Annotated in this window: 23 protein-coding genes; 7 read left to right on the forward strand and 16 right to left on the reverse strand. The window is 38.2% G+C overall.

Features of this window, described 5'->3' with window-relative positions; translation table 11 throughout:
* Window positions 1–261: 261 nt before the first annotated feature.
* The 6 genes from ABD814_RS01430 to ABD814_RS01455 form a co-directional block, all read right to left on the reverse strand.
* Window positions 262–2,448 (reverse strand): transglycosylase domain-containing protein, encoded by a 2,187-nt coding sequence (locus ABD814_RS01430; protein WP_344909660.1) that lies wholly within the window; start codon window positions 2,446–2,448, stop codon window positions 262–264.
* Between the two features lie 1,276 nt (window positions 2,449–3,724).
* Window positions 3,725–4,351, reverse strand: a complete 627-nt coding sequence (locus ABD814_RS01435; protein WP_344909662.1) for a response regulator — start codon at window positions 4,349–4,351, stop codon at window positions 3,725–3,727.
* Window positions 4,348–5,406, reverse strand: coding sequence for a sensor histidine kinase (locus ABD814_RS01440; protein ID WP_344909663.1), 1,059 nt, complete (start codon window positions 5,404–5,406; stop codon window positions 4,348–4,350). The genes ABD814_RS01435 and ABD814_RS01440 overlap by 4 nt, the downstream gene beginning before the upstream one ends.
* A 14-nt stretch (window positions 5,407–5,420) precedes the next feature.
* On the reverse strand, window positions 5,421–6,182 hold the full coding sequence (liaF, locus tag ABD814_RS01445) for a cell wall-active antibiotics response protein LiaF (protein WP_344909664.1): 762 nt from the start codon (window positions 6,180–6,182) through the stop codon (window positions 5,421–5,423).
* Window positions 6,183–6,390: 208 nt separating this feature from the next.
* Window positions 6,391–7,590: an ABC transporter permease gene (locus ABD814_RS01450; RefSeq protein ID WP_344909665.1), complete on the reverse strand. Its 1,200-nt coding sequence runs from the start codon at window positions 7,588–7,590 to the stop codon at window positions 6,391–6,393.
* Between the two features lie 3 nt (window positions 7,591–7,593).
* Entirely contained in the window at window positions 7,594–8,328 is a 735-nt protein-coding gene (locus ABD814_RS01455; RefSeq protein ID WP_344909667.1) for an ABC transporter ATP-binding protein, read from the reverse strand.
* Between the two features lie 175 nt (window positions 8,329–8,503).
* Here ABD814_RS01455 and ABD814_RS01460 point away from each other — a divergent pair, with 175 nt between their 5' ends.
* Entirely contained in the window at window positions 8,504–8,932 is a 429-nt protein-coding gene (locus ABD814_RS01460) for an HIT family protein (RefSeq protein WP_344909668.1), read from the forward strand.
* A gap of 104 nt (window positions 8,933–9,036) precedes the next feature.
* Window positions 9,037–9,555: a tryptophan transporter gene (locus ABD814_RS01465; RefSeq protein WP_344909669.1), complete on the forward strand. Its 519-nt coding sequence runs from the start codon at window positions 9,037–9,039 to the stop codon at window positions 9,553–9,555.
* A gap of 45 nt (window positions 9,556–9,600) precedes the next feature.
* Here ABD814_RS01465 and ABD814_RS01470 read toward each other — a convergent pair whose 3' ends face one another.
* Window positions 9,601–10,059, reverse strand: a complete 459-nt coding sequence (locus ABD814_RS01470) for a hypothetical protein (protein WP_344909671.1) — start codon at window positions 10,057–10,059, stop codon at window positions 9,601–9,603.
* A 148-nt stretch (window positions 10,060–10,207) separates the two neighbouring features.
* On the opposite strand from ABD814_RS01470, the gene ABD814_RS01475 reads away from it, so the two are divergent.
* Window positions 10,208–10,576: a YtxH domain-containing protein gene (locus ABD814_RS01475; protein ID WP_344909672.1), complete on the forward strand. Its 369-nt coding sequence runs from the start codon at window positions 10,208–10,210 to the stop codon at window positions 10,574–10,576.
* 341 nt (window positions 10,577–10,917) lie between these two features.
* On the opposite strand, the gene ABD814_RS01480 is transcribed toward ABD814_RS01475, so the two are convergent.
* The 3 genes from ABD814_RS01480 to ABD814_RS01490 form a co-directional block, all read right to left on the reverse strand.
* The gene (locus tag ABD814_RS01480) at window positions 10,918–11,838 is read right to left on the reverse strand and encodes a glycine betaine ABC transporter substrate-binding protein (protein WP_344909673.1); all 921 of its coding nucleotides are present in this window, start codon (window positions 11,836–11,838) and stop codon (window positions 10,918–10,920) included.
* 62 nt (window positions 11,839–11,900) lie between these two features.
* A complete protein-coding gene (locus ABD814_RS01485; protein WP_344909674.1) occupies window positions 11,901–12,737 on the reverse strand; it encodes an ABC transporter permease in 837 nt (278 codons plus the stop codon).
* Window positions 12,730–13,926 (reverse strand): quaternary amine ABC transporter ATP-binding protein, encoded by a 1,197-nt coding sequence (locus ABD814_RS01490; RefSeq protein ID WP_344909676.1) that lies wholly within the window; start codon window positions 13,924–13,926, stop codon window positions 12,730–12,732. The genes ABD814_RS01485 and ABD814_RS01490 overlap by 8 nt, the downstream gene beginning before the upstream one ends.
* Before the next feature lie 326 nt (window positions 13,927–14,252).
* Between ABD814_RS01490 and ABD814_RS01495 the strand changes: the two genes are divergently transcribed.
* Together ABD814_RS01495 and ABD814_RS01500 are read left to right on the forward strand one after the other, a co-directional pair.
* Window positions 14,253–14,711 carry a GbsR/MarR family transcriptional regulator gene (locus ABD814_RS01495; RefSeq protein WP_344909677.1) on the forward strand — a complete coding sequence of 153 codons (459 nt, stop codon included), beginning with the start codon at window positions 14,253–14,255 and terminating at the stop codon, window positions 14,709–14,711.
* Window positions 14,712–14,791: 80 nt separating this feature from the next.
* On the forward strand, window positions 14,792–15,751 hold the full coding sequence (locus ABD814_RS01500) for an IS30 family transposase (protein ID WP_344909678.1): 960 nt from the start codon (window positions 14,792–14,794) through the stop codon (window positions 15,749–15,751).
* Window positions 15,752–15,855: 104 nt separating this feature from the next.
* On the opposite strand, the gene ABD814_RS01505 is transcribed toward ABD814_RS01500, so the two are convergent.
* Complete coding sequence (locus tag ABD814_RS01505; RefSeq protein WP_425549039.1) at window positions 15,856–15,942, reverse strand: YjcZ family sporulation protein; 87 nt, start codon at window positions 15,940–15,942, stop codon at window positions 15,856–15,858.
* Window positions 15,943–16,135: 193 nt separating this feature from the next.
* Between ABD814_RS01505 and ABD814_RS01510 the strand changes: the two genes are divergently transcribed.
* Window positions 16,136–17,029: a peptidylprolyl isomerase gene (locus ABD814_RS01510; protein WP_344909681.1), complete on the forward strand. Its 894-nt coding sequence runs from the start codon at window positions 16,136–16,138 to the stop codon at window positions 17,027–17,029.
* 126 nt (window positions 17,030–17,155) lie between these two features.
* Window positions 17,156–18,379, forward strand: coding sequence for an HD domain-containing protein (locus ABD814_RS01515; protein ID WP_344909682.1), 1,224 nt, complete (start codon window positions 17,156–17,158; stop codon window positions 18,377–18,379).
* Between the two features lie 51 nt (window positions 18,380–18,430).
* On the opposite strand, the gene ABD814_RS01520 is transcribed toward ABD814_RS01515, so the two are convergent.
* The 5 genes from ABD814_RS01520 to ABD814_RS01540 form a co-directional block, all read right to left on the reverse strand.
* Complete coding sequence (locus tag ABD814_RS01520; protein WP_344909683.1) at window positions 18,431–18,985, reverse strand: GbsR/MarR family transcriptional regulator; 555 nt, start codon at window positions 18,983–18,985, stop codon at window positions 18,431–18,433.
* A 43-nt stretch (window positions 18,986–19,028) separates the two neighbouring features.
* Window positions 19,029–21,941 (reverse strand): ATP-binding protein, encoded by a 2,913-nt coding sequence (locus ABD814_RS01525; protein WP_344909685.1) that lies wholly within the window; start codon window positions 21,939–21,941, stop codon window positions 19,029–19,031.
* Window positions 21,931–23,166 carry a metallophosphoesterase family protein gene (locus ABD814_RS01530; RefSeq protein ID WP_344909686.1) on the reverse strand — a complete coding sequence of 412 codons (1,236 nt, stop codon included), beginning with the start codon at window positions 23,164–23,166 and terminating at the stop codon, window positions 21,931–21,933. Before ABD814_RS01530 ends, ABD814_RS01525 begins: the two co-directional genes overlap by 11 nt.
* A 708-nt stretch (window positions 23,167–23,874) precedes the next feature.
* Window positions 23,875–24,651 (reverse strand): alpha/beta fold hydrolase, encoded by a 777-nt coding sequence (locus ABD814_RS01535; RefSeq protein ID WP_344909687.1) that lies wholly within the window; start codon window positions 24,649–24,651, stop codon window positions 23,875–23,877.
* A gap of 197 nt (window positions 24,652–24,848) precedes the next feature.
* Complete coding sequence (locus ABD814_RS01540) at window positions 24,849–25,160, reverse strand: 4'-phosphopantetheinyl transferase family protein (protein ID WP_344909689.1); 312 nt, start codon at window positions 25,158–25,160, stop codon at window positions 24,849–24,851.
* Between the last annotated feature and the right edge of the window lie 440 nt (window positions 25,161–25,600).

The raw sequence follows: 25,600 nt of genomic DNA on the forward strand, positions 1-25,600 counted from the left end.
TTAGCGGGCAACCACACTTATTTAGGTATAAGTATTAAATCGTCCTGACTGTCATTTGTTTTTGGCATTTTACAGGGAAAGTACCTATAAAAAAATCAAGTTATGAATAATGCAGGATTTTCTTGAATTATAATACAACTCTGATAATTTAGTTAATTTACTGTAAATATACAATTAATTTATTTTAGAACAAGATTATCAAAGCATCTAAGGTTTTACTCCACCAAAAAACTCACATCCCAAACGGAATGTGAGTTTTAACTAATCCAACAACGATAATCTTACTGTATTCGATCGGGTGCCTGTTTGGTCGGTCAATGGGTTGTATGGCACGATGTAGTAGGTACCTTGATCAAAAATGGACATCTCCGATAAAGTAAATTCGCCTGCTCCGACGACGCGTCCGAGATATTGATCAGCACCTTCTGATTCTGCCACTTGATAAATATGATAAACAACACGTTCATCAGCCGACGGTGTCCAAGTAAGTTCGCCACGTAATAAACGCCAGCCACCAAATCCAAATGAGGCGTCAAGGTCATTAATTACAGGTAACTCGATTGGCTCTGGTAACTCTTCAAGGTGATCAGGGCGAGTAAATTCATCTGTCAATGGTTGGACTCGATCAATTTCACTTAAAATTGCTTTCGTTAGTTCGGTTGGTGCTGAGCTTCCGACTGTTAAATAATGATCGGCATCACTGACATCGTAGCCGATCCATAGAGACGTGACATACTCTGGCGTGATACCGGCAAACCAACTGTCTTTCACGTAACCTGTGGCATGTGGGTGTTGCGTTGTTCCTGTTTTTCCTGCGAGTGCTTTCGAATAATTTCCAGCCTGCCCTGTCCCTTCATCAACCACATTTTCCAACATCCGCAACATGTACCAAGCGGATTGCTCATCAAACACTTGATTTGTGGGAGGGCTAGCTTCGGCAATCGTTCGACCGTGGCGATCCGTTATTTTTGCAATCGTATGGGCTTGAATCCATTCACCCTCGTGAATAAACGTCCGATATCCTTCCGCAATTTGTAGGGGAGTGAGACCTTGCTCCAATCCACCTAATCCAAGTGCTAATCCATTATCGGGCAAAATCATCTGCATCTTTTCTAAATAACTTTTACTTGTCGAAATCCCAATCTGATCTAACAACCAGACTGTTGATGTGTTTTTTGAAACCGTTACGGCATCATACATCGGCACTTCACCTGCATATTTGCCGTCAAAATTTCTAACTTGGTAACCATCATAATCACGTTCAGTATCATCTAATAAATCATAAGCACTATATCCTTCTGAAAGTGCTGGAGCAAAGACAGCCAGTGGTTTGATCACTGACCCTGGTTGGCGCTCAACCTCTACTCGGTGTAAGTCACCAATTGAGTAATCACGTCCTCCAAGGGCAGCTTTTAAATGACCTGTTTCCTGATCAAGCAAAGTAAAAGCGGTCTCAATATTATCCTCTGAACCTTGAAAAAATTGATCATTCTGAATCTGTTCGTAAGCTATTTTTTGAATCGTTGGGTCGAGATAAACTGTGATCTCGTAGCCTCCACGTTGTAACTCTGCCCGAGAAATTTGATAGAGCGTCTCCGCTTCCCGAATCACAAGCTCCAAATAATCATCAATCCACGGTTCGTTGCGATTCACTGGTTCAACAACTGTCGATGTCCGCCCTTGGAGTGTGAGCATTTCTTCTGTATCTAGATAACCCGCCCGATTCATTTGACTCAGCACGAGATCTCGCCTGTCTAGCGCACGCTCCTCGTCAATATGTGGTGAATAGTAGTTCGGTGCATTAATCATTCCTGCCAAAAGTGCCCCTTCGGTAATCGTCAATTCACTGACATCTTTAGCAAAGAAATAATCTGCTGCTGTTCCAACCCCATGAATTCCGTGGCCAAAATAAACTTGATTTAAGTATAATTCGAGTAGATCACTTTTCGTATAATGCCGTTCTAAATAAATTGATGCCATCACTTCCTGAGTTTTACGCATCCATGATTTTTCATTCGTTAAAAAGAGGTTTTTAGCTAATTGTTGTGTGATCGTACTTGCACCTTCAACTTTATCAAATGCGATTAGATCACGATACACCGCCCTGACAACAGCTCTAAAATCAATTCCCGCATGTGAATAGAAACGTTGATCTTCAATTGCGATAAATGCTTCTTGAACATGGGTTGGTATCTCTTTTAATTGGACAAGTTGGCGATTTTCTTGATAAAGTCTGCCTGCATACTCACCGTCTTCAGTCACAACTTGGGTCGTCGCAGGTAAAATAAGTGCGGTTTCATCGACAATGAGCCGGCCACCGAAAATTATAAACAGGAAGCCAACGACACTTAACGTCATAAATGAGCCGACCAACAAAATTGGCCACTTAATCCAACTCTGATTGATAAACTTCCAACCTTTAACTAGATATTCTTTTATTTTGTCCATAAAAAAATCACCTCACAATCCGATCAAAACCTTAATTACTAACACATTATACGTCAAAATTAGACAAAGCTAAAGATTAAACGATTATTGTGTTGATGAGTTGATCAAATATGAGATGAGTTTTTATCGCAGTCTAACTGTCAGCAAGACTCTCACTTCAAGAATGAGGAGGAAACTAAGATTTAAACGTGGGGATCAAGAATAACCCACACTGATAGAAGTGTCACGAATAGGGACTAATCCTCAGAAATCACCCTCATAATCAGGTTGGTATCTAACGAACAAGGGCTAATCGTCAGAAATCGTCTTCTGCTTCGATGTGATTTCTCACGAATAAGGGCTAATCGTTAGAAATCGTCTTCTGTTTCGATGTGATTTCTCACGAATAAGGGCTAATCGTCAGAGATCGTTCTCTGCTTCGATGTGATTTCTCACGAATAGGTGCTAATCGTCAGAAATCGTCTTCTGCTTCGATGTGATTTCTCACGAATAAGGGCTAATCGTTAGAAATCGTCTTCTGTTTCGATGTGATTTCTCACGAATAAGGGCTAATCGTCAGAGATCGTCCTCTGTTTCGATGTGATTTCTCACGAATAAGGGCTAATCGTCAGAGATCGTCCTCTGCTTCGGTGTGATTTCTCACGAATAAGGGCTAATCGTCAGAGATCGTCCTCTGCTTCGGTGTGATTTCTCACGAATAGGTGCTAATCATCAGAGATCGTCCTCATAATCAGACCTAATCGTGCCCTGGCTCAACGAAAAATCATCACTGGGGGAACGAATAGAGACTAATCATACCCTCACTCAACGAAAAACCGTCATAGGGGCAACGAATAGAACCTAATCATGCCCTCACTCAACGAAAAATCGTCACAGAGGGAACGAATAGAACCTAATCGTACCCTGTCTCAACGAAAAAATCATCGCAGTGGGAACGAATAGAGACTAATCATGCCCTCACTCAGCGAAAAAACACCATAGGAGTAACGAATAGAGACTAATCGCAGTCCTAAGTTTTTTTGTGGGACGAGTAACCGCAGTCCCAGTCCCAATCAGTTGGCACTGATTGAAGTTTCACTTTATCGCAGTGCAACTGTCAGTAAGATCCCCAATTTAAAATTCAAAGGAAAACAAGATTTCAACGTGGGGATCAACTGACAGTAACGGCCCGATTGGTTCAAGGGCCTTTAGGTCATACCCTTGTGGTACTACCAAATGTTCTCGGTGGGACGAGTAACCGCAGTCCCAATCAGTTGGCACTGATTGAAGTTTCCTTTTATAATAAATGATGACGATGGGCGTAAACCGCCGCTTGCGTTCGATCATGAACCTCTAGTTTCCTTAAAATATTGCTGACATGTGTCTTCACTGTTTTAATCCCGATAAACAACTGGTCGGCAATTTCTTGATTTGTTGCGCCATTTGCAAGACAAATTAAAACTTCAAGCTCTCGATCGGTTAATTGATCATGTAGTGTCGCTTGTTTGCCTTGGAAACGTGTCATCACCTTGTGGGCAACTTTTGGTTCGATCACATTTTCGCCATGATGGGCTTTTTTGATCGCACTGACAATTTCCTCGGCTGAGGCCGTTTTTAACAAATAGCTAAATGCACCCGCTTCGAGAACAGGGAAGATTTGTTTATCATCATAGTAACTCGTTAAAACAATCACCTTACAGTCAGGAATCACTTCTTTAATCCGTTTTGTTGCTTCTATGCCGTTGCCGTTTTCCATAATTAAGTCCATTAACACAACGTCTGGCTTTTGTTTTAGGACGACCTCAACGCCTTCCTCTCCACTGCTTGCTTCTCCGATCACCTGAAAATCTGCTTCAGTTTCCAGATAAGCAATCACACCTTTTCTAACGACATCATGGTCGTCAACAACTACGATGCGTATCATTCTTCCACCTCCTGTTTAGGAAATGGAACACGAATATCGATATATGTTCCGATCCCTTTTTTCGTTCGTAAATTGAAATGACCACCAATTTCTTCGCTCCGTTCACGCATTGTTTTCAAGCCATACGACGTTTTCTTCTGATCGGCTTGCTCCCAATCAAAACCGTCACCGTTATCGGCAATATGTACAAACAGATGCTCCGGCTCATGTCTGAGGATAATTTTTACATGTTTTGCATCTGCATGGCGCAATGTATTGGACAGAGCTTCTTGAATAATTCTGAAAATATGCTCCTCTGTAAATCGTGGGATCTGATCGATTTGGTCAATTTTTAGCTCAAAATGAATCGCACTTTTTGTTTTCAATTCAGCAATTAAGTTGTGAATCCCATCTTTTAGCGATTGATCCGATAGATGAATCGGTCTCAAATGCAAGAGTAGTGCACGCATTTCTGTTTGTGCCTTCATCGCTGTTTCTGCCAGATCTTCAACCTGACTTTGTGCCTTTTCTGGATTCATTTTAACGCCACGAACGACTGCCTTAGACATCATTGCCAAAGCAAACAGCTGTTGACTGACCGAATCATGCAGGTCACGTGCTAACCGTTGCCGTTCTTCAATCGTGGCAATTTTGTGGGCTCTTTCAGCATAGGCTGCTTTTTCGTCAGCGAGTCGCTGGAGATAATGAACTTGGTCGCCTAATTTTTTAGCTAAATCATTCAGCTCTACACCGATTCGCGATACTTCACCCTCTTCTTCAAGCCGAAAACGCGTGTGATAATTACCACGTGATAGCTGCATAATCATCACCGATAAATCATCAAATTGCGATTTCATTTTGCCACTTGAGCGAAAACCGATTAAAATCGCAATAATTGAACCGATTAAGAAATGAACAACTGAAAAAAGCATAATCGTTGCTTGATCTAACCAATTTGGATCCGCAATTAAATCGATTAGCGTTAAGCCAATGAGCACAGCTAACGTTAAAAAAGCAACTGTTGTTAATTGCGATTGAATATAAGAATAACGAATCGAATTTAGCTTTTTAAACACACCAGTCACCTTCCTTAAATTCGATCAACTCTGATAGAACCTGCATTTAATTTTAAATTAAACGTTAATTTACGGGTTGCTTCTTCATAACCCGTCGTTTGATACATTAATGTCCGGTTAATCCCTTGTGACGTTTGATCTAACACAAAAACTTCACCAGCATGAACAGTTGCACGCACCGAAAAATCAACATGATGAGGCAAAATAATATTAATATCCCCAGCTAAACCATGAATCGTAATTGGCGTATCCTGATCTGGTATAAACGCCTTGGTAAAATCCATCGTATGATCACCAACAACATTCCATATGTTCGTTGGCTCAACTTTCCAATTCGTTTTACTATAATCATAGTCGCCAAATACGACATGTTCGCGCTCCCCATCTTTACCAACATTCATTTCCGGATCATTTGATTCATAAAAAATTTTCATCCGTCGTTTGCGTGGGATCCCTAAATAGCTTAAGCCAATAAACACGAGAATTAACGGCCATAATTTATAAACATCCCAAAACAAAAACGTTATATAATTAAATTGATCGAGCAACAGTAGTGAACCAAAAGTAATTAAAAAGAGCGGTACCCAAATGCCATTTAAGCCTTTAAAACTTTTATACAACCACTTTAACCCAACTAAAATAAAGAAGGTTGGATAAATATACGGCCACCAATCACCTATTGACCACGTTGCAAGACCAAGATTTTCTAAGACAAGAATAACTCCTAATAAAATAATCGCCATCGCTATCATACTGCGAAAAAAACGATTCCCCATCCAAACTCACCCTTTCTTTGATCATTTTCTAGTTTATTTTCAACTATACCTCTATTATACAGATAATCTCTTAAACAAACACAATCTAGAGCATGGTTTTGTCTCAGTCTTAAGTATGAGTTTGCGTGACTTTGGGCTGACCAATAGTTACGATTAAAAATAAAACGATTCACAGCGTATTTTATCACTTGTGAATCGTTCTGTTTAATTAGGTGAGTTTTTTCATAACATAGATTCGGGAAAATCCAGTAATAAAAACAATTCCGATTAATAGCACAGACCCTGATTGCCATAAATCTGTCGTTAACAAGCTGACTAGAGTAAAGACAATCAGTTGTAACGCAAGTAGTTGTTCGATTAATTTGATGATTGCATCCTTACGTTCAGTCATTTTTATCGGATATAAATCGCCCCATATTTGCGTCCGATGATGGTACCAAAGGGGAACCAATTGAATACCCGTGATATACAGAAACAGCATAGACACAACTAGGACAATTAAAATATGGTCAAAATAGGCAAGTAGCATCGCGCCAATCAGTGTTAGGCGAAGGTAAAGACCAAAATAATCAGCTGATCGGCTCAAAGTGATCCGATACAAAAATGAGTAACTATTTTTTTGCTCAAAAGGAATTGCTTTCGTCAGCCACCCCACTAATAGGCGGCGTTTTTTGATTGATGTTTTAAAATGCGGGACATCAGTAAACATGCTTGCTAAGCGGTAAAAGCTCTGCATCCGTTGTTGATCTTTTTCAACTAATTGATCCCAAGCCAATGCAAAACGATGACTATAATAATAGAGATAAACGAACAAACCAATCAGTCCAACTGCGAGTAGGCTTGCGATCAGAACGTGCCGATTGATAAAACTATAAAAGAAAGCGAGCTGCAACAGAAAGCGAAGCAGTTTTTCACTGCGCTGAATCGCTCGATCTCTTACGCGCAATATCCACCAGTTCAGTAAAAAATGCCATGCTTTAAAAAAGACAAGCATTAAAAGCAGCAGTTGATAGCTTTCTGTTAACTCACTCGTCTGATAGAGTGGCGCTAAAGCTGCTGCTACAATTGCGACAAGATAGAGTTGAGTTAAAAAGCTATACCATAGGGTTAGATTAAAATAGGGTGTTAGCTTTTTTTCAGCGGGAAATAAAAAGACTAAATCCGCTTCCTTTAATAAATTCTGGATTGGATTATATAGCGCAACGAGCGCAAACAATAGACTAACGATCCAGTCTGTTGGGAAATTGTCTGGTAGCTGGGTTAAGAATTGTTGATAAAAAACAGCCCCTGCGCCAAGCAAAAATAAAATTGCAATCGCTAAGTGACCATTTAGAATGTATTGAAGATAACGAACTGTTTCTTTGAGATGGGCGCTAAATCGCTTCTTAAATAATTGTTTACTATCCATTGGTTAACCTTCCTTTGTGAGCTGCAAATAAAGATCATCTAGCGTGCTTGACGGCATCTTAAATTGAGCCCGCAATTCATCAATTGTGCCCATCGCTTTAATTTCGCCATCATGTAAAATGACAAATCGATCACAGTAGCGTTCAGCCGTTGCTAAAATATGTGTTGACATTAAAATTCCAGCACCTTGCTCTTTTACCTCGATCATTCGATCTAATAGTGCTTGAATTGCGAGTGGATCGAGTCCAACAAATGGTTCGTCGATAATGTACAGTGGTGGATCGATTAAGAAGGCACACATGATCATCACCTTCTGCTTCATCCCTTTTGAAAAATGAATCGGAAACCAATTGATTTGTTTTTCGAGACGAAATGTTTTTAATAGCTTTGGTAGGCGCTCGTCAAATGTCTTTTGATCGAGGTCATAAGCCATTGCGGTCAACTTTAAATGCTCGTACAAATTTAACTCTTCATATAATAATGGTGTCTCAGGGATGTAACCAAACTGTTTCCGAAAAGCTTCTGTATCTGATTGGTTTCTGTAACCCGATAATCTGATCTTGCCTTCACGCGGTTCCATTAGACCGATAATATGCTTAATTGTCGTACTTTTTCCTGCACCATTTAAACCGATCAGACCGATAATCTCACCTGGTTTAACATCAAATGAAATGCCATGGAGTACATTTTTGTGCGTATAGCCGCCTTTTAAATTCTCAATTTGTAATAAGCTGGACATCTTGTCCCCTCCTCAAACGTGGTTCAACAATTTTTACCGAAACGATCTTGATTAATCATGGTATATAAATTTTACCATTATTAGAGCTGAATGCAAATCGGAGCGGTTGTCGTTTTTTTGCTAAGCTGGGTGGATTAATGATAAAATGGGGTCAAATAAAAAAGGAGTGAATCTGATGTCAGTGGATCAAAACTGTATTTTTTGCAAAATTATTGCTGGTGAAATTCCATCGGCTAAAGTTTATGAGGATGAGGATGTCTATGCATTTCTTGATCTTAGTCAAGTGACGAAGGGGCATACGCTTGTGATTCCGAAGGCTCATACGAAAGATATCTATCAGACGAGTGAGGAAGTGGCAAGTCAATTGTTCGCTCGGGTGCCTAAAATTAGTCAGGCGATTGAGAAGAGTTTTAAGCCAAAAGGGATTAATATTTTAAGTAATACGGGGGAAGCTGCTGGTCAATCGGTCTTCCATCTTCATTTGCATTTAATTCCACGCTATGATCAAACGGATGGTTTTCAGCCGAACTGGGTAACGCATAATGATGATTATAGTCAGGAAGATTTAGCTGAAATTGCAAGTTTGATTTCTCAGAATATTTAGTATTTACTTTATTATTTATTGTGTTATAATTGAAAAAACCTCGCATTTGGCAATCAGTGCACAAATGGGGGTTCAAAAATGAGCTTAGTTGAGGAGAGATGAGCATGAAAACGAAAGATTTAGTTCTATTGGCATTATTTATGGGGATCGGTGCTGTTTTACACTTGATTTCACCACCAATTTTATTCGGAATGAAGCCTGACATTATGTTACCGATGATGTTTTTAGGCATTATGTTATTTCCAAAAGTGAATTACGTTGTTGTTGTTAGTTTAGCAACTGGTGTGATTTCTGCACTAACGACTGGTGCGCCCGGTGGACAAATATCAAACTTAGTTGAAAAACCGATTACCGCATTTATCTTTTTTGCTTTATTTTTAATCATTCCGAAGCAAGTCAATCAAAAAATTGCTGTACCTATTTTAATTACGATTGGAACCATTGTAAGTGGATCCGTATTCTTGATTATGGCACTTTATGTTGTCGGTTTAATGGGCGGTTCATTCGTTGCAATGTTCGTTGGCGTTGTTTTACCAGCAGTATTGTTTAACGTCATTTTTACAATTATCTTGTATCCAATCGTCCAGTCGATCATGCGACGATCTAACTTTGAATTTGCATAATATATCAAAAGCTAAGCATCCACTCGTTTAACTGGTGGATGCTTTTTAATTTCTCGGATAGCGTAGTTCGATATTTTCTATTTTTGTAATTACTGCTGGATAAGATTCTTGAATCGGACCTTTGACGAGCAAAGTGAGATAATCACCATTTTGCAAGGTAGTGTCTGTAGCTGGCATTGAATAGAGTCTCAATCCGCCGATTGATTCAAAATAGGCGATGATGTCTTCGCTTAATTTTGCATCTTCTTCAAACAGTTGGAACATGCTTTGGTAATAAGCTTGAAATTGAGTATCCATCATGTTGAAATATTCCTTTTCTGACGCCTGATCTAGTTTCTCTCTTTCATCGAGATAGCCGAAATAATAGTAGCCTGACAATTCAAATCCAGCCTCTTCTTCGATTGCTCTTTGACTATGATTGTCGTTGTGAGTTTTTTCGCGAATGAAAATTATTACTAGAGCAATGATAAGAATCATTAACGATAAGAAAATCAGCTTCTTCATTTAGTATCCCCTTTCGTTCATAATACCTATATCATAGTCCTCCAGCTATTTTTTGTAAAACTTATTTTTCTTTTATTTTTGATGTTTGACTCTGCGAAATAAAGAGAAGATAATAGTAAGTAGTAGTGAGTAGAAAGGGGTGTAATTTATGGCTAAAGGCAAATCATTATTGCTAGGATTTATAGCTGGAGGTATCATTAGTGGAGCAGTTGCTTTACTTAATGCACCGAAATCTGGTAAGGAAACACGTGCAGATCTGAAAAACCAAGCAGAGGAATTGAAGGTTTCATTTGAGCATGTTAAAGAAAATGGTAAGGAGCTTTCAGAACAGATTATCAACACTTCAAAAGAAGGTGTGCTATTAATTAAAGAGCTTTCGCTTGATGTGAAAGATTCGATTGAGAGCTGGCATGCAACGATTCAACCACATCAAAAAAATATTCAATCTTATTTGAAGCAAATCGAAGAACGATTAAATGAATTAGAAAATCAAACAACGACAGTTGAAACAGACTAGTTTTGGGGAGCTCTATAATTGGATAGAGCTCTTTTTTTGTGTTTAGATTTTATGAAATAGACGAGTGAGGAGAAATACATTCAAGTTGGACGATTTGCATTCAAGTCCGACGAAATACATTCAAGTTAGGCGATTTGCATTCAAGTTTGGGGAAATACATTCAAGTTAGACGATTTGCATTCAAGTTTGGGGAAATACATTCAAGTTAGACGATTTGCATTCAAGTCCGACGAAATACATTCAAGTTTGGTGATTTATGCACAAGTTTAGTGAAATACAGACAAGTTCACACAAAAAAACCTACCAAGAAAATTATCTTAGTAGGTTTTCATGCGTTTGTTTTATTCAGCTGGAAGCCATTCATCTACTTTATCACGATTGGCTTCAACCCATGCTGATGCTGCATCTTCAGGACTTGTACCTCCAGAAATCTCCAACATAACTGCTTCCATATCAGCAGAATCCCAATAGAAATTATCTAAAATATCGTAAGCTAACGGACTATCTTCTTCAAGACCAATCCGAACAAATGTATCAATCGTTTCAGCATCACCAAATGAATTCAATTCATCCTCTAAATATTTAAGCTCAAATTCAGCAAATTTCCAGTGTGGTGACCAACCAGTCACTACAATTGGTTCCTCATTATTATAAGCTTGTCTCAAAGTTGTTGCCATTGCACCACTCGAAGAAGTGTCAACAGACCAACCTTCCAGCTCATAATCCTCTAATGATTGTTCAGCAGCTTGTACAACACCTGCACCTGGCTCGATCGCCGTAATTGAACCACCGAACTCATCAGTAAAATCATTTAAATCAGCAATCGAATTAACATCTTCCATGTACTCAGGAAGAACTAAACCAATTTTTGCACCTTCTAAATTAACACCTAAATGATCCATCTCTTCATGGTAACGATCATAGAGATCACCATGTGTTGCTGGTAACCATGCAGCAACCATACCGTCTGCATCACCACTTGCAACTGCTTCCCACATAATTGCATTGTCAATTGGTGTTGTTTCTACATTGTAGCCTTGCTCTTCTAATACATGTGCAATAATGTGTGTTGAGGCAACTTCTGTATCCCACTCAACGTAAACCAATTCTAAATCTGTCTCGCCTAAATCGCCATTAACTTCCTGATCATCTGTTGTTTCGTCTGTAGCTCCGTTATCTCCATCATTACCACAGGCAGCTAAGAACAGTGATAAGACTAGGACAAAAATTAAACTTGTTTTTTTCCATGAAAAATTAAACATTAAATCGTCTCCCTTATTTTTATATTTAGTCTCCCTCAACGAGAGTCCTACTATAATAAAAACTACTTTTTATATATATTTTGTGTAAAACGATCCATGATGATTGCTAAAATAACAATTGACAATCCTGCAACAAAACCTGGACCTGCTTGAGCACGTTGCAATGCTGATAAAACGGGTCGACCTAAACCTGGCGCCCCGATCATTGAGGCAATTACAACCATCGATAGCGAGAGCATCACTGTCTGGTTAATCCCCGCCATAATTGTTGTTTTTGCCATCGGTAGTTCGACTTTAAATAAGCGCTGGAAACCAGTACTTCCGAATGCTTCTGCCGCTTCGATCATTTCGGTCGACACTTGACGAATGGCCAAGTTCGTAAATCGAACAGTCGGTGGTGTCGCAAAAATTAATGAAGCGAATACACCTGGTACCATTCCGATACTGAAGAACGCAACGGCTGGAATTAAATAAACGAAAGCAGGCATTGTCTGCATTAAATCCAAGATCGGCAACATAATTGTCTCGACAATACGACTCTTCGACATTAGAATCCCAATCGGAATCCCGATAATGATCGATAACAAACTTGCAATCAGCACAAGTGTGAACGTATCGATTAACTCACTCCATAAGCCTTGGTTGTAAACAAACAAGAGACCAATTAGGGAAAATGTTGCTAAACCAAACTTCCGACCCGTTACAAAAAATGCTCCAACTACTACGATCAGTATAATAACAATTGCTGGGATCTGTTCAAGTAAGTCAGCTACCCAAGACATAAAATCGCCAAATTCATTTCGAATTGGATTAAAAATAAATGAAAACGTACTCGTAATCCAATTGACAGCTCGATCAATCCACTCCGAGATTGGGAACTGTGGTATTTGATCAAACATTGATCTGCACCCCACTTTCTCTCGCTAACGCAGCTAAAACAGAACCTCTAATAATGATTCCCTTTAACTTCTTTTGTTCTACTACAGCAATTGGAATTTGTGAATCATGAATCAAATCAAAAATTTCCTGCATTGGCTTATCAAGACCAACAGTCGGTACATTAGGATTCAATACCTGATTCAAATCTCGAATCTCCTGTTTGATCGCAGCTGAAGCGGCATCAGCAGTCAGATAACCTTTTAAATTTCGACTACTATCAACAAGATAAATACCTGATAGCCCTTCTTCACGCATCCGTTCAAGTGCCACACGCGGGCCATGCTTGTCAATATTAATTGTTTCAGGACGTCGCATAATATTTTCAGCAACTAATACTTTCGAACGATCAACATCTTGAACAAAACGCTCAACATAATCATTAGCTGGATTGACAAGAATTTCTTCCGGTGTACCAATTTGAACGATCGATCCATCACGCATTAGGGCTATTCGATCACCAAGCCTTAGCGCTTCATCTAAATCATGCGTAATAAAAATAATCGTCTTTTTCATTTTTTGTTGTAAATCAATTAACTCATCTTGCATGTCCTTTTTAATTAACGGATCAAGTGCAGAAAATGCCTCATCCATTAATAGAACCTCGGGATCATTTGCCAATGCTCGAGCTAGCCCTACACGTTGTTGCATCCCACCAGATAATTGATCTGGGTATTGGTCAATATAATCACCTAAACCAACTAAGTTAAGCGCTTCTTTCGCCTTTTTTAGTCGTTCCTGTTTCGGAATGCCCTGTACTTCCAAACCGTAAACGGTATTTTCTAAAATCGTCCGAAACGGAAACAAACCGAACTTTTGAAAAACCATACTTAATTTTTCCCGACGAACACGGCGCAAGTTCTCTTTATTCATTGTCGCCAAATCTTCGCCATCAATTGTGACACTACCTTCTGTTGGTTCGATCAAACGGTTAATCAAGCGAATCAAAGTTGACTTGCCACTACCTGACAAACCCATAATGACAAAAATCTCACCTTGCTTCACATTAAATGTGGCCCGATTAACCCCAACCGTGGCACCTGTAGCTTTTAAAACTTCTTCCTTCTTCTTCCCCTCATCTAACAACTCGATAGACTGCTTAACATTTTTACCAAATATTTTAGATAAGTTTTTAACTTCAATAACCGACAAGACTGTTCACCCCTTTTATTAAAATCCGACATACTCTCTATCTATCTCCGGATTATATTTATCGCCGATAAATACCAATTACGACTTCCAAAAATGCTACCTTGCTACTATAACCTTAATCCAACTAAACATTCAAACAACGAATTCGGTTAATTTCGTACAAATTATACGTACAGTTTAAACTGAACAAACTTTTTATCGTTTTTTTCTTAAGATTGCTCTCAAATGCTCTCAATTACACCTAGATATCATATTTTGATTTAACAAAGTTATTGTGTATGCTATTTCTAGGCATCGGTCTCTTATCGGAAAGGAGTGACTGACAGATGACTTTAGTTGATACAATCACAAATCAATTGATTCATGAATTTTCAAAAACAATTGAAATGTTTGATATTTCCCCAACAGATGCACGACTCTTTACGATCCTCTATTTAAATCATCAGCCGATGACATTGGACGAAATGAGCCAAGTCATGGGAAAAAGTAAAACATCAGTTAACACTGGAATTCGCACGTTAATTGATTTAAATCTAGTTAAGCAGGTTTGGAAAAAAGGTGTTCGAAAAAACCTCTACACAACTGATAAGAACCTCTATCAACGCTTCATGCAAGCCTATTTAGGTAAGTGGAGGAACCATATTAATATCCAGAAACAAACGATTCACGCAATTCAGGAAAAAGCAAATCATCGTGATCAAGGTCATTTAATTGAAAATCGGATTAACGAAATGATCGAATTTCATCGTTTAATTGAAGCATCATTTAATAAACGTAGATTGTAATATTAAGCTAGACAAATAAAAAAGTCATTTATGATACACTCTTACTATACTTCCACGACAAAGAATAGGAGAGATCATAAATGACCTACACCCATCTTACCACGGATGAATTAGTAATGATAGAATCTTATCATCATCAAAACATTTCTGTTGCGATCATCGCTGAGCGCTTAAAGCGTTCGCGTCAACCCATTTATAACGTCATTAACTTTTTGAAGCAGGGCCACTCAGCGATCGATTACTACAAACGCTACAAAGAAAACAAAAAGCGTTGCGGTAGACGTAAGATTTCTTTGCCCAAAAAAGAACAGGAATACGTCAAGGAAAAGGTCGCCCTTGGATGGACACCAGACGTTATTATCGGACGTGCTGAAAAGTCGATCAGTTGTTCAATGAGAACTTTATATCGTCGCTTTGAAGATGGCGACTTTGATCGCGCAACGCTCCCAATGAAAGGCAAAAGAAAACCTAACGGACACAAGGAACGACGAGGAAAACAAGCTTTCAAACGCAACATCTCTGAAAGAGAAAAAGATTATCCTCTGTTTAAAAATGAATTTGGTCACATCGAAGGTGACACGATCGTTGGTGCTCATCACAAAAGCGCCGTTATCACTTTGGTGGAACGTCTGTCTAAAGCCATCATTACTTTAAAACCAGAAGGCAGAAAAGCAAGTGATATTGAAACAACATTATCAGAGTGGTTTCAATCATGTCCTAGAAATTTGTTTAAATCTTTCACCTTTGATAACGGGAAAGAATTTAGTAACTGGAAATCGCTATCCAATCAACATGATGTTTCAATTTACTTTGCAGACCCAGGGACTCCTTCGCAACGTGGGTTAAATGAACACTCAAATGGCTTACTTAGAAAAGATGGTTTGGCAAAGGAAATGGACTTCAACCAAGTCGATCAAACCTTTGTTTCTGCGGTAGCTAACAAGAGAAATCAAATACCTAGAAAATCTTTAGATTATCGAACACCCTTGGAAGTATTTTTGAGTCACATAAATGAATCAGATTTGTCTAGCTTATATTGACAAATCAAAAAATTAAAACATTTAACAATCGACATTGAAAAAAGCTGATCAAATTAGAGCTCTCTAATTTGATCAGCTTTTCAATTGGTTATCTTTTCGAAATTTTAAATCCAGGCTGCCCCAACGATCACAAGCAGAATAAATAATACAACGATAAAAGCAAAACCACCATAAGATCCTTGATGACTCATAATCATACCTCCCTCGTATTGTCACTACTATGTTATGCCTAAACAAAAAATTAGCATGGGCATTTCAATTATTTCTTAGTAAAAAGAAAGTAATTTCTCGGATAATGATTTATTTTTGTTAAAACTATGTTATATTTACATTTGAGAAAAAAATATAGACTTAATTGTCTTGCTAAAGTGGGAGTGTAAGAAAATGAAGAAATTAGCTATTGTAGCAACAATTTCAGCTGCGATTATCGGACTATCAGCTTGTTCATCTGGTGATTCAGAAGTCGTTGTTGAGATGGATCAAGGAAATATTACTAAAGAAGAATTCTACGAGGAATTAAAAGCAATCAGTGGTGAAACAGTACTACATAGTATGGTTTATGCTTCAATCCTTGAAGATAAATATGAAGTGGACAATGATCATGTTGATGACCAAGTCGAGTTAATGAGAGAACAATATGGCGATGCATTTGAAATGGTACTTCAGCAAAGTGGATTCGCTTCTGAAGATGACTATCGTAAAATGCTAAAATTACATTTACTTGAACAAGAGGCATTTACAGAAGACATCGAAGTTAGCGATGAAGAAATTCAATTGCGTTATGATCGCCTCTTAACGGAAATTGAAGCAAGTCATATTTTAGTAGCTGATGAAGAGTTAGCTAATGATTTACACGGACAATTGTTAGATGGCGCTGATTTCAGTGAATTGGCTCAAGAACATTCGATGGATCCTGGTTCAGCAGCTGAAGGTGGACAACTTGGTTTCTTTAGTGCTGGTGATATGGTTGCAGAATTTGAGAATGCTGCTTACGAATTAGACGTCGACGAGATCAGCGAACCTGTTCAATCAACACATGGATGGCACATTATTAAAGTCACTGCCACTCGTGATTCTGAGCGCGAAGTTGATTCATTTGATGATATGAAAGCAAGATTAAGAACAGAAATTGCTTTACCACAAGTTGAGGAAACTGTCGCAACAGCGAAAATGCGTGAGTTATTAGAGGGATCAAATATTAAAGTGAATATTGATGAGTTTAAAGATTTATTCACTTTTGAGGATCTTCCAGAAGTAGACGATTTGGATTTAGAATAATCGATTTAAGCTAAAGCATATTGGTACATACCAGTATGCTTTTTTATTTATTGAGAAAATCAATAGGATTTTAACTATAAGTACGTTAAACTAAAGAGAGTGAATATTTTTTAAGGGGCGAGTGAGATGAGAATTGATTCGAGTTATTTTTTTGGTCAAATCCCAATTGACATTCAAGTGAGTGAGGACGAAGCTGAGCAAATCATTCAACGGTTTCCTCCACCTGAGTTGCCTAGCGGTCAAAGTACCTTTCAGATTGACGACCAAACAGCTGGAAATCAGGTCAGTCAACGCTTATTATTAAACGATTATGAAGTTCGCTTAACCCGAACAAATAAAAATTTTCTAAGATTATCTTTCAGTAACAACGCCGGGATGATCTCTGCCAAGATGTGGGACAATCAAGGCATCGTAAACCGCGTCACACCACTTTTAGAACAACATGCTGTATTTGATATTGAAGCAGTTGTTGATGAATATAACAATCAAAAATCACTAACCGTTAACAAGCTAAATCCAGTAGAAGAAACAATTAATCCATTTTCGTTACTCCCATATACAGATGAGGATTTTCCGAATTTAACGGTTGAATTATACAGCTATCTTGATCAATTAGACGAACCTTACGCAACATTAGCTAAAGAAACATTAGCCTTGTTTTGGGATGATTTTAGGATCGCGCCAGCGGCAAAAGGTCACCATCATAACTACTTAGGCGGACTTTTAAAACATACAGTCGGCTTAATGCGGATTGCTCGCTATATTATGAATGAAGATAAAGGCCATATTGAAGCAGTGATTACACTGATTCAACTCGTCGAGAAAAGTTACAAAAAAGATCTCTACCTTGCTTATAAAAATAACGAGCCAATCAACTATTCCTCAACTTGGAATCAAACAATCGATCATCTTTACACAATGACAAAAGGCGCGATGGCTTTTAATGAGCAAAAACCAGACTATAATCTCTTGATCACCTCAATTTTATTCCACGACCTTGGGAAAATTCTTGAGTACGATCATGCAGGATTGTCACTTAAAGCATTTGACGTGCTTTTCCCAACTGCAAATACTGAAAGCTTAACTGAACGCAAACAGGCTGGGATTAGTATGGATCCACTCGGCGTGATGGTCGGACATATCCCGTATGGCTTTCTACTTTTCAGCAAATTGCTTGAGAAGTTTGACCTTTCATTAGATATTGACGCGATCCATCAGATTAGCCATTGTATTTTATGCCACCACGGTTTACCAGAGTGGGGTTCTGCCGTCAAACAACCACAAACATTAGAAGGCTACTTAATTCATATCGTTGACTATCTCGACAGCCGCTACGAAAATGCAAAATAAAAAAATCAGAGCATGCCCAACCGGTGTGACTCTGATTTTTTTAAAAAGCATTTATTCATCAATTTCTTTCGGGACAAATTCAAAAATTGCTCCAGACTCAATGACCTCAATAAAACGAATCAGCCACTGGTAATAATTACGCGCATACCGTAACCTCTCAATATCCGTCTTAATTTTGTCAATTAAACCCTGATCAGCCGTCTCACTTGATAATCGCTCAAGCTCAACAATCGTCTGATCCGCCTCTTCAATATTCTTCTCAGTATGATGGCGCCATCGATCACCAAACAACGAGGTAAACGATTTATACCAATCCTCCTCAGATTGATAAAGATCCTTCCTAACCCCCTTGCGATAAGCAGGCTCAACCATATTCATCTCCGCTAACGCTCGTACCCCAGTCGACATACTTGTTTTACTCATTTTCAATGCATCTCTCAAGTCATCTAAAGACATCGGCTCATCACTAAAATAAAGCATCCCATACAACCGACCAACCGAGGGAGTAATACCATACAACGTCATATTTTTAGCAATCATTTGAATGAATTGCTCAATCGTCTCTTCATAGACCAACCACTCTTCAGTATTTCGCGGCTTTTCCATCTATCATTCCCCCTAATCCTCTTTCATCCATCCTACACGTATTTCATAAAATAATAAAGTCATCACCGCTCTGATCAAGCCCATCCATATCTTTGGTGAAATAAATAATCTGATGCACATCACTCAGCTGCGCCAAAATTTGCCCCATCTCCCGCTTCCGCTCCCGATCAAAATGGACAAACCCATCATCAATCAAAAACGGTAATCGAATATGCTCAGCCAACCAACTACTAATCGCAAGCCGAATCGAAACAAACAATTGATCAATCGTCCCCTGCGACAACTCATCCAACTCATATGTCTGCTGATCTGCCGCCAATAAAAACAACTCATGATTCCCCTGATCGAAATCAAGCTTCAGATAACGCCCTGATGTCAACTGCCCCAAAAACTCCGACGCCTTCTCCAACACAACCGGCAAGTAAGACGTTTGAAACACTGCCTTTGTCCCTTCAATCTGCTTTAATGCAACCTGACGAACGAGCCACTCCCTAGCACCCGACGCCAATTTATCCTCCGTCAAATGAAACGCATGCTTCAAATCAACCGCCACCTTCGAATGAGCCAAACTCTTCAAAATCGCCTGCTGATCCGCTTCTTTTTGCACCAATTCATTTACCCACTCTTCTAACTCTTCCAATTGCTCCCGGATGAATTCAATCTGAGTCTCAAGTTCATTTTTCGACAAAAACTCTCCTGCGAAGATTTTAGATGTAACCGCTTCTGGTAAGTGCAACTGAATTTGGCGCACCATTTCCGCTTGTTGTTCCTTTAACTCATCCCACTCCCGATAAAGATGAGCTTGGGTGAGGAAGTCTTCTTCTGAATCAACATTCGCCAGCTTTAAAAGTTCACTTAAATTGTCTTGATATGGAATCATTTTAGCTTCGATCGTCTTACGGATCTCACTCTGCTCTTTTAGGCGTTCCGTTAATTTTTCCTGTTGCTCCCTGAGATTATTTTGCTCCACCGCTATTTCATTTAAATGGATTAACTGCTCTTGAAAAGAGCTCTCTTCTCGATCAAAAAGATCATTAAATTGAGTGCTTGTTTCCGTCTCAAACTGATCTAGCAATCTAACTTGTTCACTGTGATTAGCCTTTAATTGATCACGTTGATCAATTAAATCGATCATTTCTCGTAATCGAGTGGCCAAATCTGGCCAAAATCCGACCGATAAGTTTGTTAGAAAAGAAAATTGGTTACGCTCATGTTCGATCGCCTGCTCAGTTTGTTTAAGGTCACTTGTTAATTTTCTTAATTCTTCTGTTATATTCATTTGTTGATCATCAATTTGTTTGAGTTTTTCACGTGCTAAAATTAATTGATCTCGATTATTATCGTGTAAAGCAAGCTTTTTAACCAACTCATCACGTCGCTCAGTTGATTCGATTGTCTGTTCGGTTGACTGTTCATTTAAAAAGGCAAGCCAATTTTTACGAAACTTCAGTTGTTGCCAAATAAAAGTAACCCCGACGAGCACAATAAAACCTGCTAAAAGACCATTTAACAAATTGTTTTGATTAACTAAAATGATCATTAAGCTAGCAACCAGTAGAAATACCGATAGAAAACTAAAAACTCGGTGACTCAACTGCTGTTTCATAAATGGATGATCTTTTTGTTGTCTAAGATTAAAGCGTTGGTTAATCTGTTCAAGCTCGTTTTCAATGACGTTTTTTTCGCGAGTCGATAACGTTTTGGCTTCTAACTCAGCTACTTCATTTTCCAGTATGACACCTCGTCTAATCAATGTATCAAGCGATTGCTGATCATTTGTGATCTGCTTTGTTGTGTGATAATATTGATCAGCTAATTTCTTCCACGTTTCTTCTGTCGTATAGTTAATGGGCAACTGTTTGAGCTCTGATTCAGTTATATTTAATTTTAATTCATTAAGTTGAGCCTTAATCATCTGCTCTTTTTCTTCCATTTGACGTTCCAAATGTTTTTTTTCAGTTAACTGATCATGATACTGACTCACATGATCGAGCTTGGCTGATATTTGTCTAATTTTTTGATCAGATAAGAGTCGTGCTTCAAGCTGTAATCGATCTGCTTCCAAATCATTCTCTTGCCGTTTAGCAACCTCATAATCTGCTTGAAGTGGCTGAATCGTTTCTTTAAGTCTACGAAATCGTGCTTCTCCTTGCTCTGGAAAATCAATTTTTTCAGGAAACTCCGTCAGTTTTTGTTTAACGAGTTGGAAATTTTCAATTGCGGGATAAACGCGTTGTTGTTCAACATATACGTCGAGCTCTCGATAAAGCCCTTGGATCCTTGCCCGCTTTTGCTCAATCTCAGCTTGATAGGTTTCACTCTTTTCAAGATGCCTTTGATACGCAACGACAGAATCCTCGAGACTTTTTAATTCCCGTTCTTGGTCAACTAATTGATTAATCAGTTGGTTGAGCGCTGGTTTTGAACCTTGCTTTTTAAATTGCCCATCTAAAACTTTTTTCAGTTCTTTTTCGGTTTGATAAATCCGGTCAGACCCTGTCATGCCAACGCTTAATAAAACTTCACCTAACTGCTCTTTCGAAAAGCCAGCCTCGAGTTGGAGGCCGAATACATCAAAGTTGAAAATCTGATTGTAGAGCGCGCGGTCAACACCATTGAGTTCTTGATTAAGCCAATCGGCTGCTTGCTTTTGCCCATTCTGATCGAGGCAAATCGCTTCAGCGTTCGATCGATTATCAATCCGCTCAATCGTATAATCTTTCCCATCAGATCCTTGAACAACTAACTGACCACCAAGCTGTCCCCCACGTTTCGGTAAATAACGCTGTCTTTGTTGAGGTGACAGACCAAATAAGATAAATAAAATAAATGCCCGAATCGTTGATTTACCAGCTTCATTGTCACCAGCAATCACAGACAGTTGCTGTTCACTAAGATCCCATTTCTGATCCTGCCACTTACCAAACCCATAAATATGTAGTCGTTTAATTTTCATCGTTACTCAGTCCGATCAATTGATATAATGCAAGCTCTTTTGCTTCTTCGATAATTTCAGCTTTCTCTGCTTCAGTCAGTTCTGGTAAGAATCGCTTTGCATGACGATGGCGCCACAAATCATTAGCTGCCTCTTCCCAATCAATCTGTTCAAACTGCTCTAGTAATTGCTGAATAAATGGATCGCGCAATTTTAAAAGTGACTCAACCGAGTCCCGTTCCTGTTCAAGTTTGACAGACTGAACCCAAGTCCAATCACGTTGATCTTCTTGTTGCTCATTATAAAGCTCGATCATTTCATCTAGCTCACCTTGATGATAATTCTGTGCCATCTGTGGTGTCGCATTGATCAGCGTTAAATAAACAATCACTTTTTGTTGAGTGAACCTAGTTAGCGCATCAGTTACTTGCTCGTATAGCTGATCAAGATCATTGCAACTTTTTAGATCAATCGTGACCTGTTCAAACTGAATTTGGTGCAAGGGCTTAAAAGTCAGCTTCGTATCCGCTTGATCAAGCTCAACTAAGTAACAACCCTTTTCACCAAATTCCTTACTCGAGCGCCCCTGTGTATTCCCAGGATAGACAATCGCAGGCTCTGTCCCTAAAATCTCACGTTTATGAATGTGCCCGAGCGCCCAATAATCAATGTTTTTTCCCCGTAAATCACCTAGCTGAAACGGCGCATAATGATCATGGTCATCCGCCTGCCCTGTACTCCCATGCAACATCCCAATCTGATACGGCACACCATCAATCGGCTCGTACTCTGTCGCCTTATTTCCCAGCACGGCTTGTTCTAAATAACTAAAGCCATGAATCCCAACTAACGGCCGACCATTTTTCACAAAAACTTTACACTCGACTTCGTCTGACTCAAAAACATGGAGATTGTCCGGATAATTCAGCGTCCGTGTACGTGCTTTTAAATAATCATGATTACCATAACTGAGATAGACCGGAATTTTCGCTTCAGCTAGTTTTTCACAAGCAAGCAAAAACTGCATCTCGGCATAAACGCTCCTCAGCGACTGGTCAAAAAGATCCCCCACAATTAAAACAAAATCAACCGACTCATCAATCGCAAGCTGAACGAGATTATCTAAAGCTGTGAATGTACTTGCCTTTAACTGCTGATAAAGGGAATCCGGCAACGTGCTCATCCCCTTAAACGGACTATCTAAATGCAAATCCGCACTATGAATAAATTTAATTTTTTCCTGCAAGGCAACTCCCCCGCAATCTTAATATTTTTTAGATAACCACTGATATCTATAGATTAGAGCTCATTAATTTAATTTTACCAAACAATCAACACGAATGCACGTTCGACCTCTTGGAATTAAAAAAACCAATTCAAAAGCTCAATTGGGTTTTAATTTTTACAGCGCTAAAAAATCTATACTTCTACATTATTATCTTTTTTGTGAAATAGTAAAAAAATCAAAGAAACTAGCGATAACACTGTGCCTGAGTAGTAAATTATACTAGGTACCCTATCCCCTAATAGTTGGAATGCAATCAGCAGAAGAGTTATAGTAATTATTGTACGATTTTTCCTACTTATTTTATGCATAGCTTATTCCATTTTCACCTGATTTTTGGCTTTCTTCTATTTTTTCTTTTCCCTCATAACAGACAGTTGTTTCCAAAAAACATGACACTCTGTTTAGCTGCTATATGAACAATTTTTTCACCAATCCGTTCTTTCTTTAATTGTACCCCATCAAAGAAGACATTAGATTATTTTTGATAGTGCATGATGATCCGCTACGATAACTGCGATGATAAATTTAAGCAGTAAACTTATGGTTCTGATCAATATATAGGGGAGAAAACTAATAATGCATCTATCCCTCTATCCAAAACTATACCTAGATAAGGGGCAATATTTACAAGTGACCCACATTAATCAAGTATTTTAAAACAGAGCTTTATTTGATAACTTTTCCTTCTGGTAATTGAACATTATTGACCCAATTTTCCACTATTTCATTAAAAAAATCAGGCATTGCCAATGAAACACCATGACCAACATTAGGCAATACTACACCTTTGCAATTTGGATTGCTATTTACAATATCGACTGCAGATTTTTTCATCATTCTTTTCTCCTTTTCTCCTACAGTTACTAGTATTTTACATGAAGCTTGAGAAAAGTTTTCTGGGATATTAAAAGACATATTTTCTTCCAGTACTTTAATTAATGTACCCATCTTCATTTTTGAAGTTTCTTGATAGTATAAATCAAAGTATTCATGACCGATGTACAATGCGTTTGCTTGGGTTTTTGCAAACAACTTATTTTTAATGAGGGGAAAAGTTAATTTTACTATTGGTTTTATTAAACGTTTCATGAAAGGTTGGGGTTTTACTAACGCACTATTAATGATCGCATAATCTAATAATTGTGGTTTTAAACTAATCATTTGTAAGGCTATTTGAGCACCTAAAGAAAATCCGACGATAATGACAGTTTTTCCATTTGCTTTTTCAGCAATTAAATCTAGAAGTACATTTGCATGGTTGTTGATTGAAAAATCCAATCCCCTTTGACTAGATTCGTCATTCACTAAATTCGGAACAATACAATGATAATCTGAAAAGCATTGTACTTGTTTATCCCACATCCAACCACTTACACCACCACCATGAATAAACATTATTAGTGGCATACGTTGATTTCCATGTTCTTCATAATGCAAAGTCAAAAAATCACACTCATTTCTAATAGACTTTTTCTTTTTTCATCATCTCATGTTATAGTTTATCATTTTTTTAACATTAAAAAAACATCGGCATTCACCAAATTTTATGGCGAATGCCTTATAATGATAATACGGTGATTTTTTTATCATTCATAATGACAATAACCGATCGTGTTTTGCAATTAAAGAAAAACTTTTACCTAACTTTTTGAAAATTGCTTAAACTTTTTTTCAAATTGATCTAAAGAGACTTTTTGGACTTTAATATCATGGAACCCACCACAAGCTGTTAGGAAATAGTTTTTAAAAGTAAATGTTTTAAAAGAAAGCCCATATTTCATAAACTGTTGTTCACAGCATTTGGCAAAGTTATATTTTGAAATGTTTTCTGTTAGCCCTTTCCCAATACATTTGATGTATGCCTCTTTAATCGTCCAAAGTCGAGTGAACTTTGAGGGCAGATCATCGTGCTGTTCCTCAAATTCTTTCAATTCTTCATCTGAACAGACCATTTTTAAAACATAAATAGACTTAAAAATATAATAAGTTTATCTGATGACTTTTTGACACACCAATTGGATCGTCACATATCAAACATAAGAAATGTCTGTATTGCCCTTATAAAAATGAATAGTAATGATATCAACTCTGCTCGAGAGATAGCAAGGGAAATTTGGAATGATCTAAGCGAAAGAGATACTTGGTATTTTGATGATATTTTATTAGTTAATAATATTCTGTTTATGTTTGAAGGTGAAACTATAAATGCGATGTATGATCGGGCAATACATAGTTTAGGTAGATACAAAGGCTTTCAAAATAACGTAAGAAATAATATGTTGTTTTCATTGAAATTCAACAAATTATCATATGATATGTTTTATCCTAGATTATTCATAGCCCAATCATAAAACCTGAATAAACCGCATCAAATCAATTAAAAATAACCAAT

The organism is Amphibacillus indicireducens (genome assembly GCF_039539605.1).
Taxonomy (GTDB): domain Bacteria; phylum Bacillota; class Bacilli; order Bacillales; family Amphibacillaceae; genus Amphibacillus; species Amphibacillus indicireducens.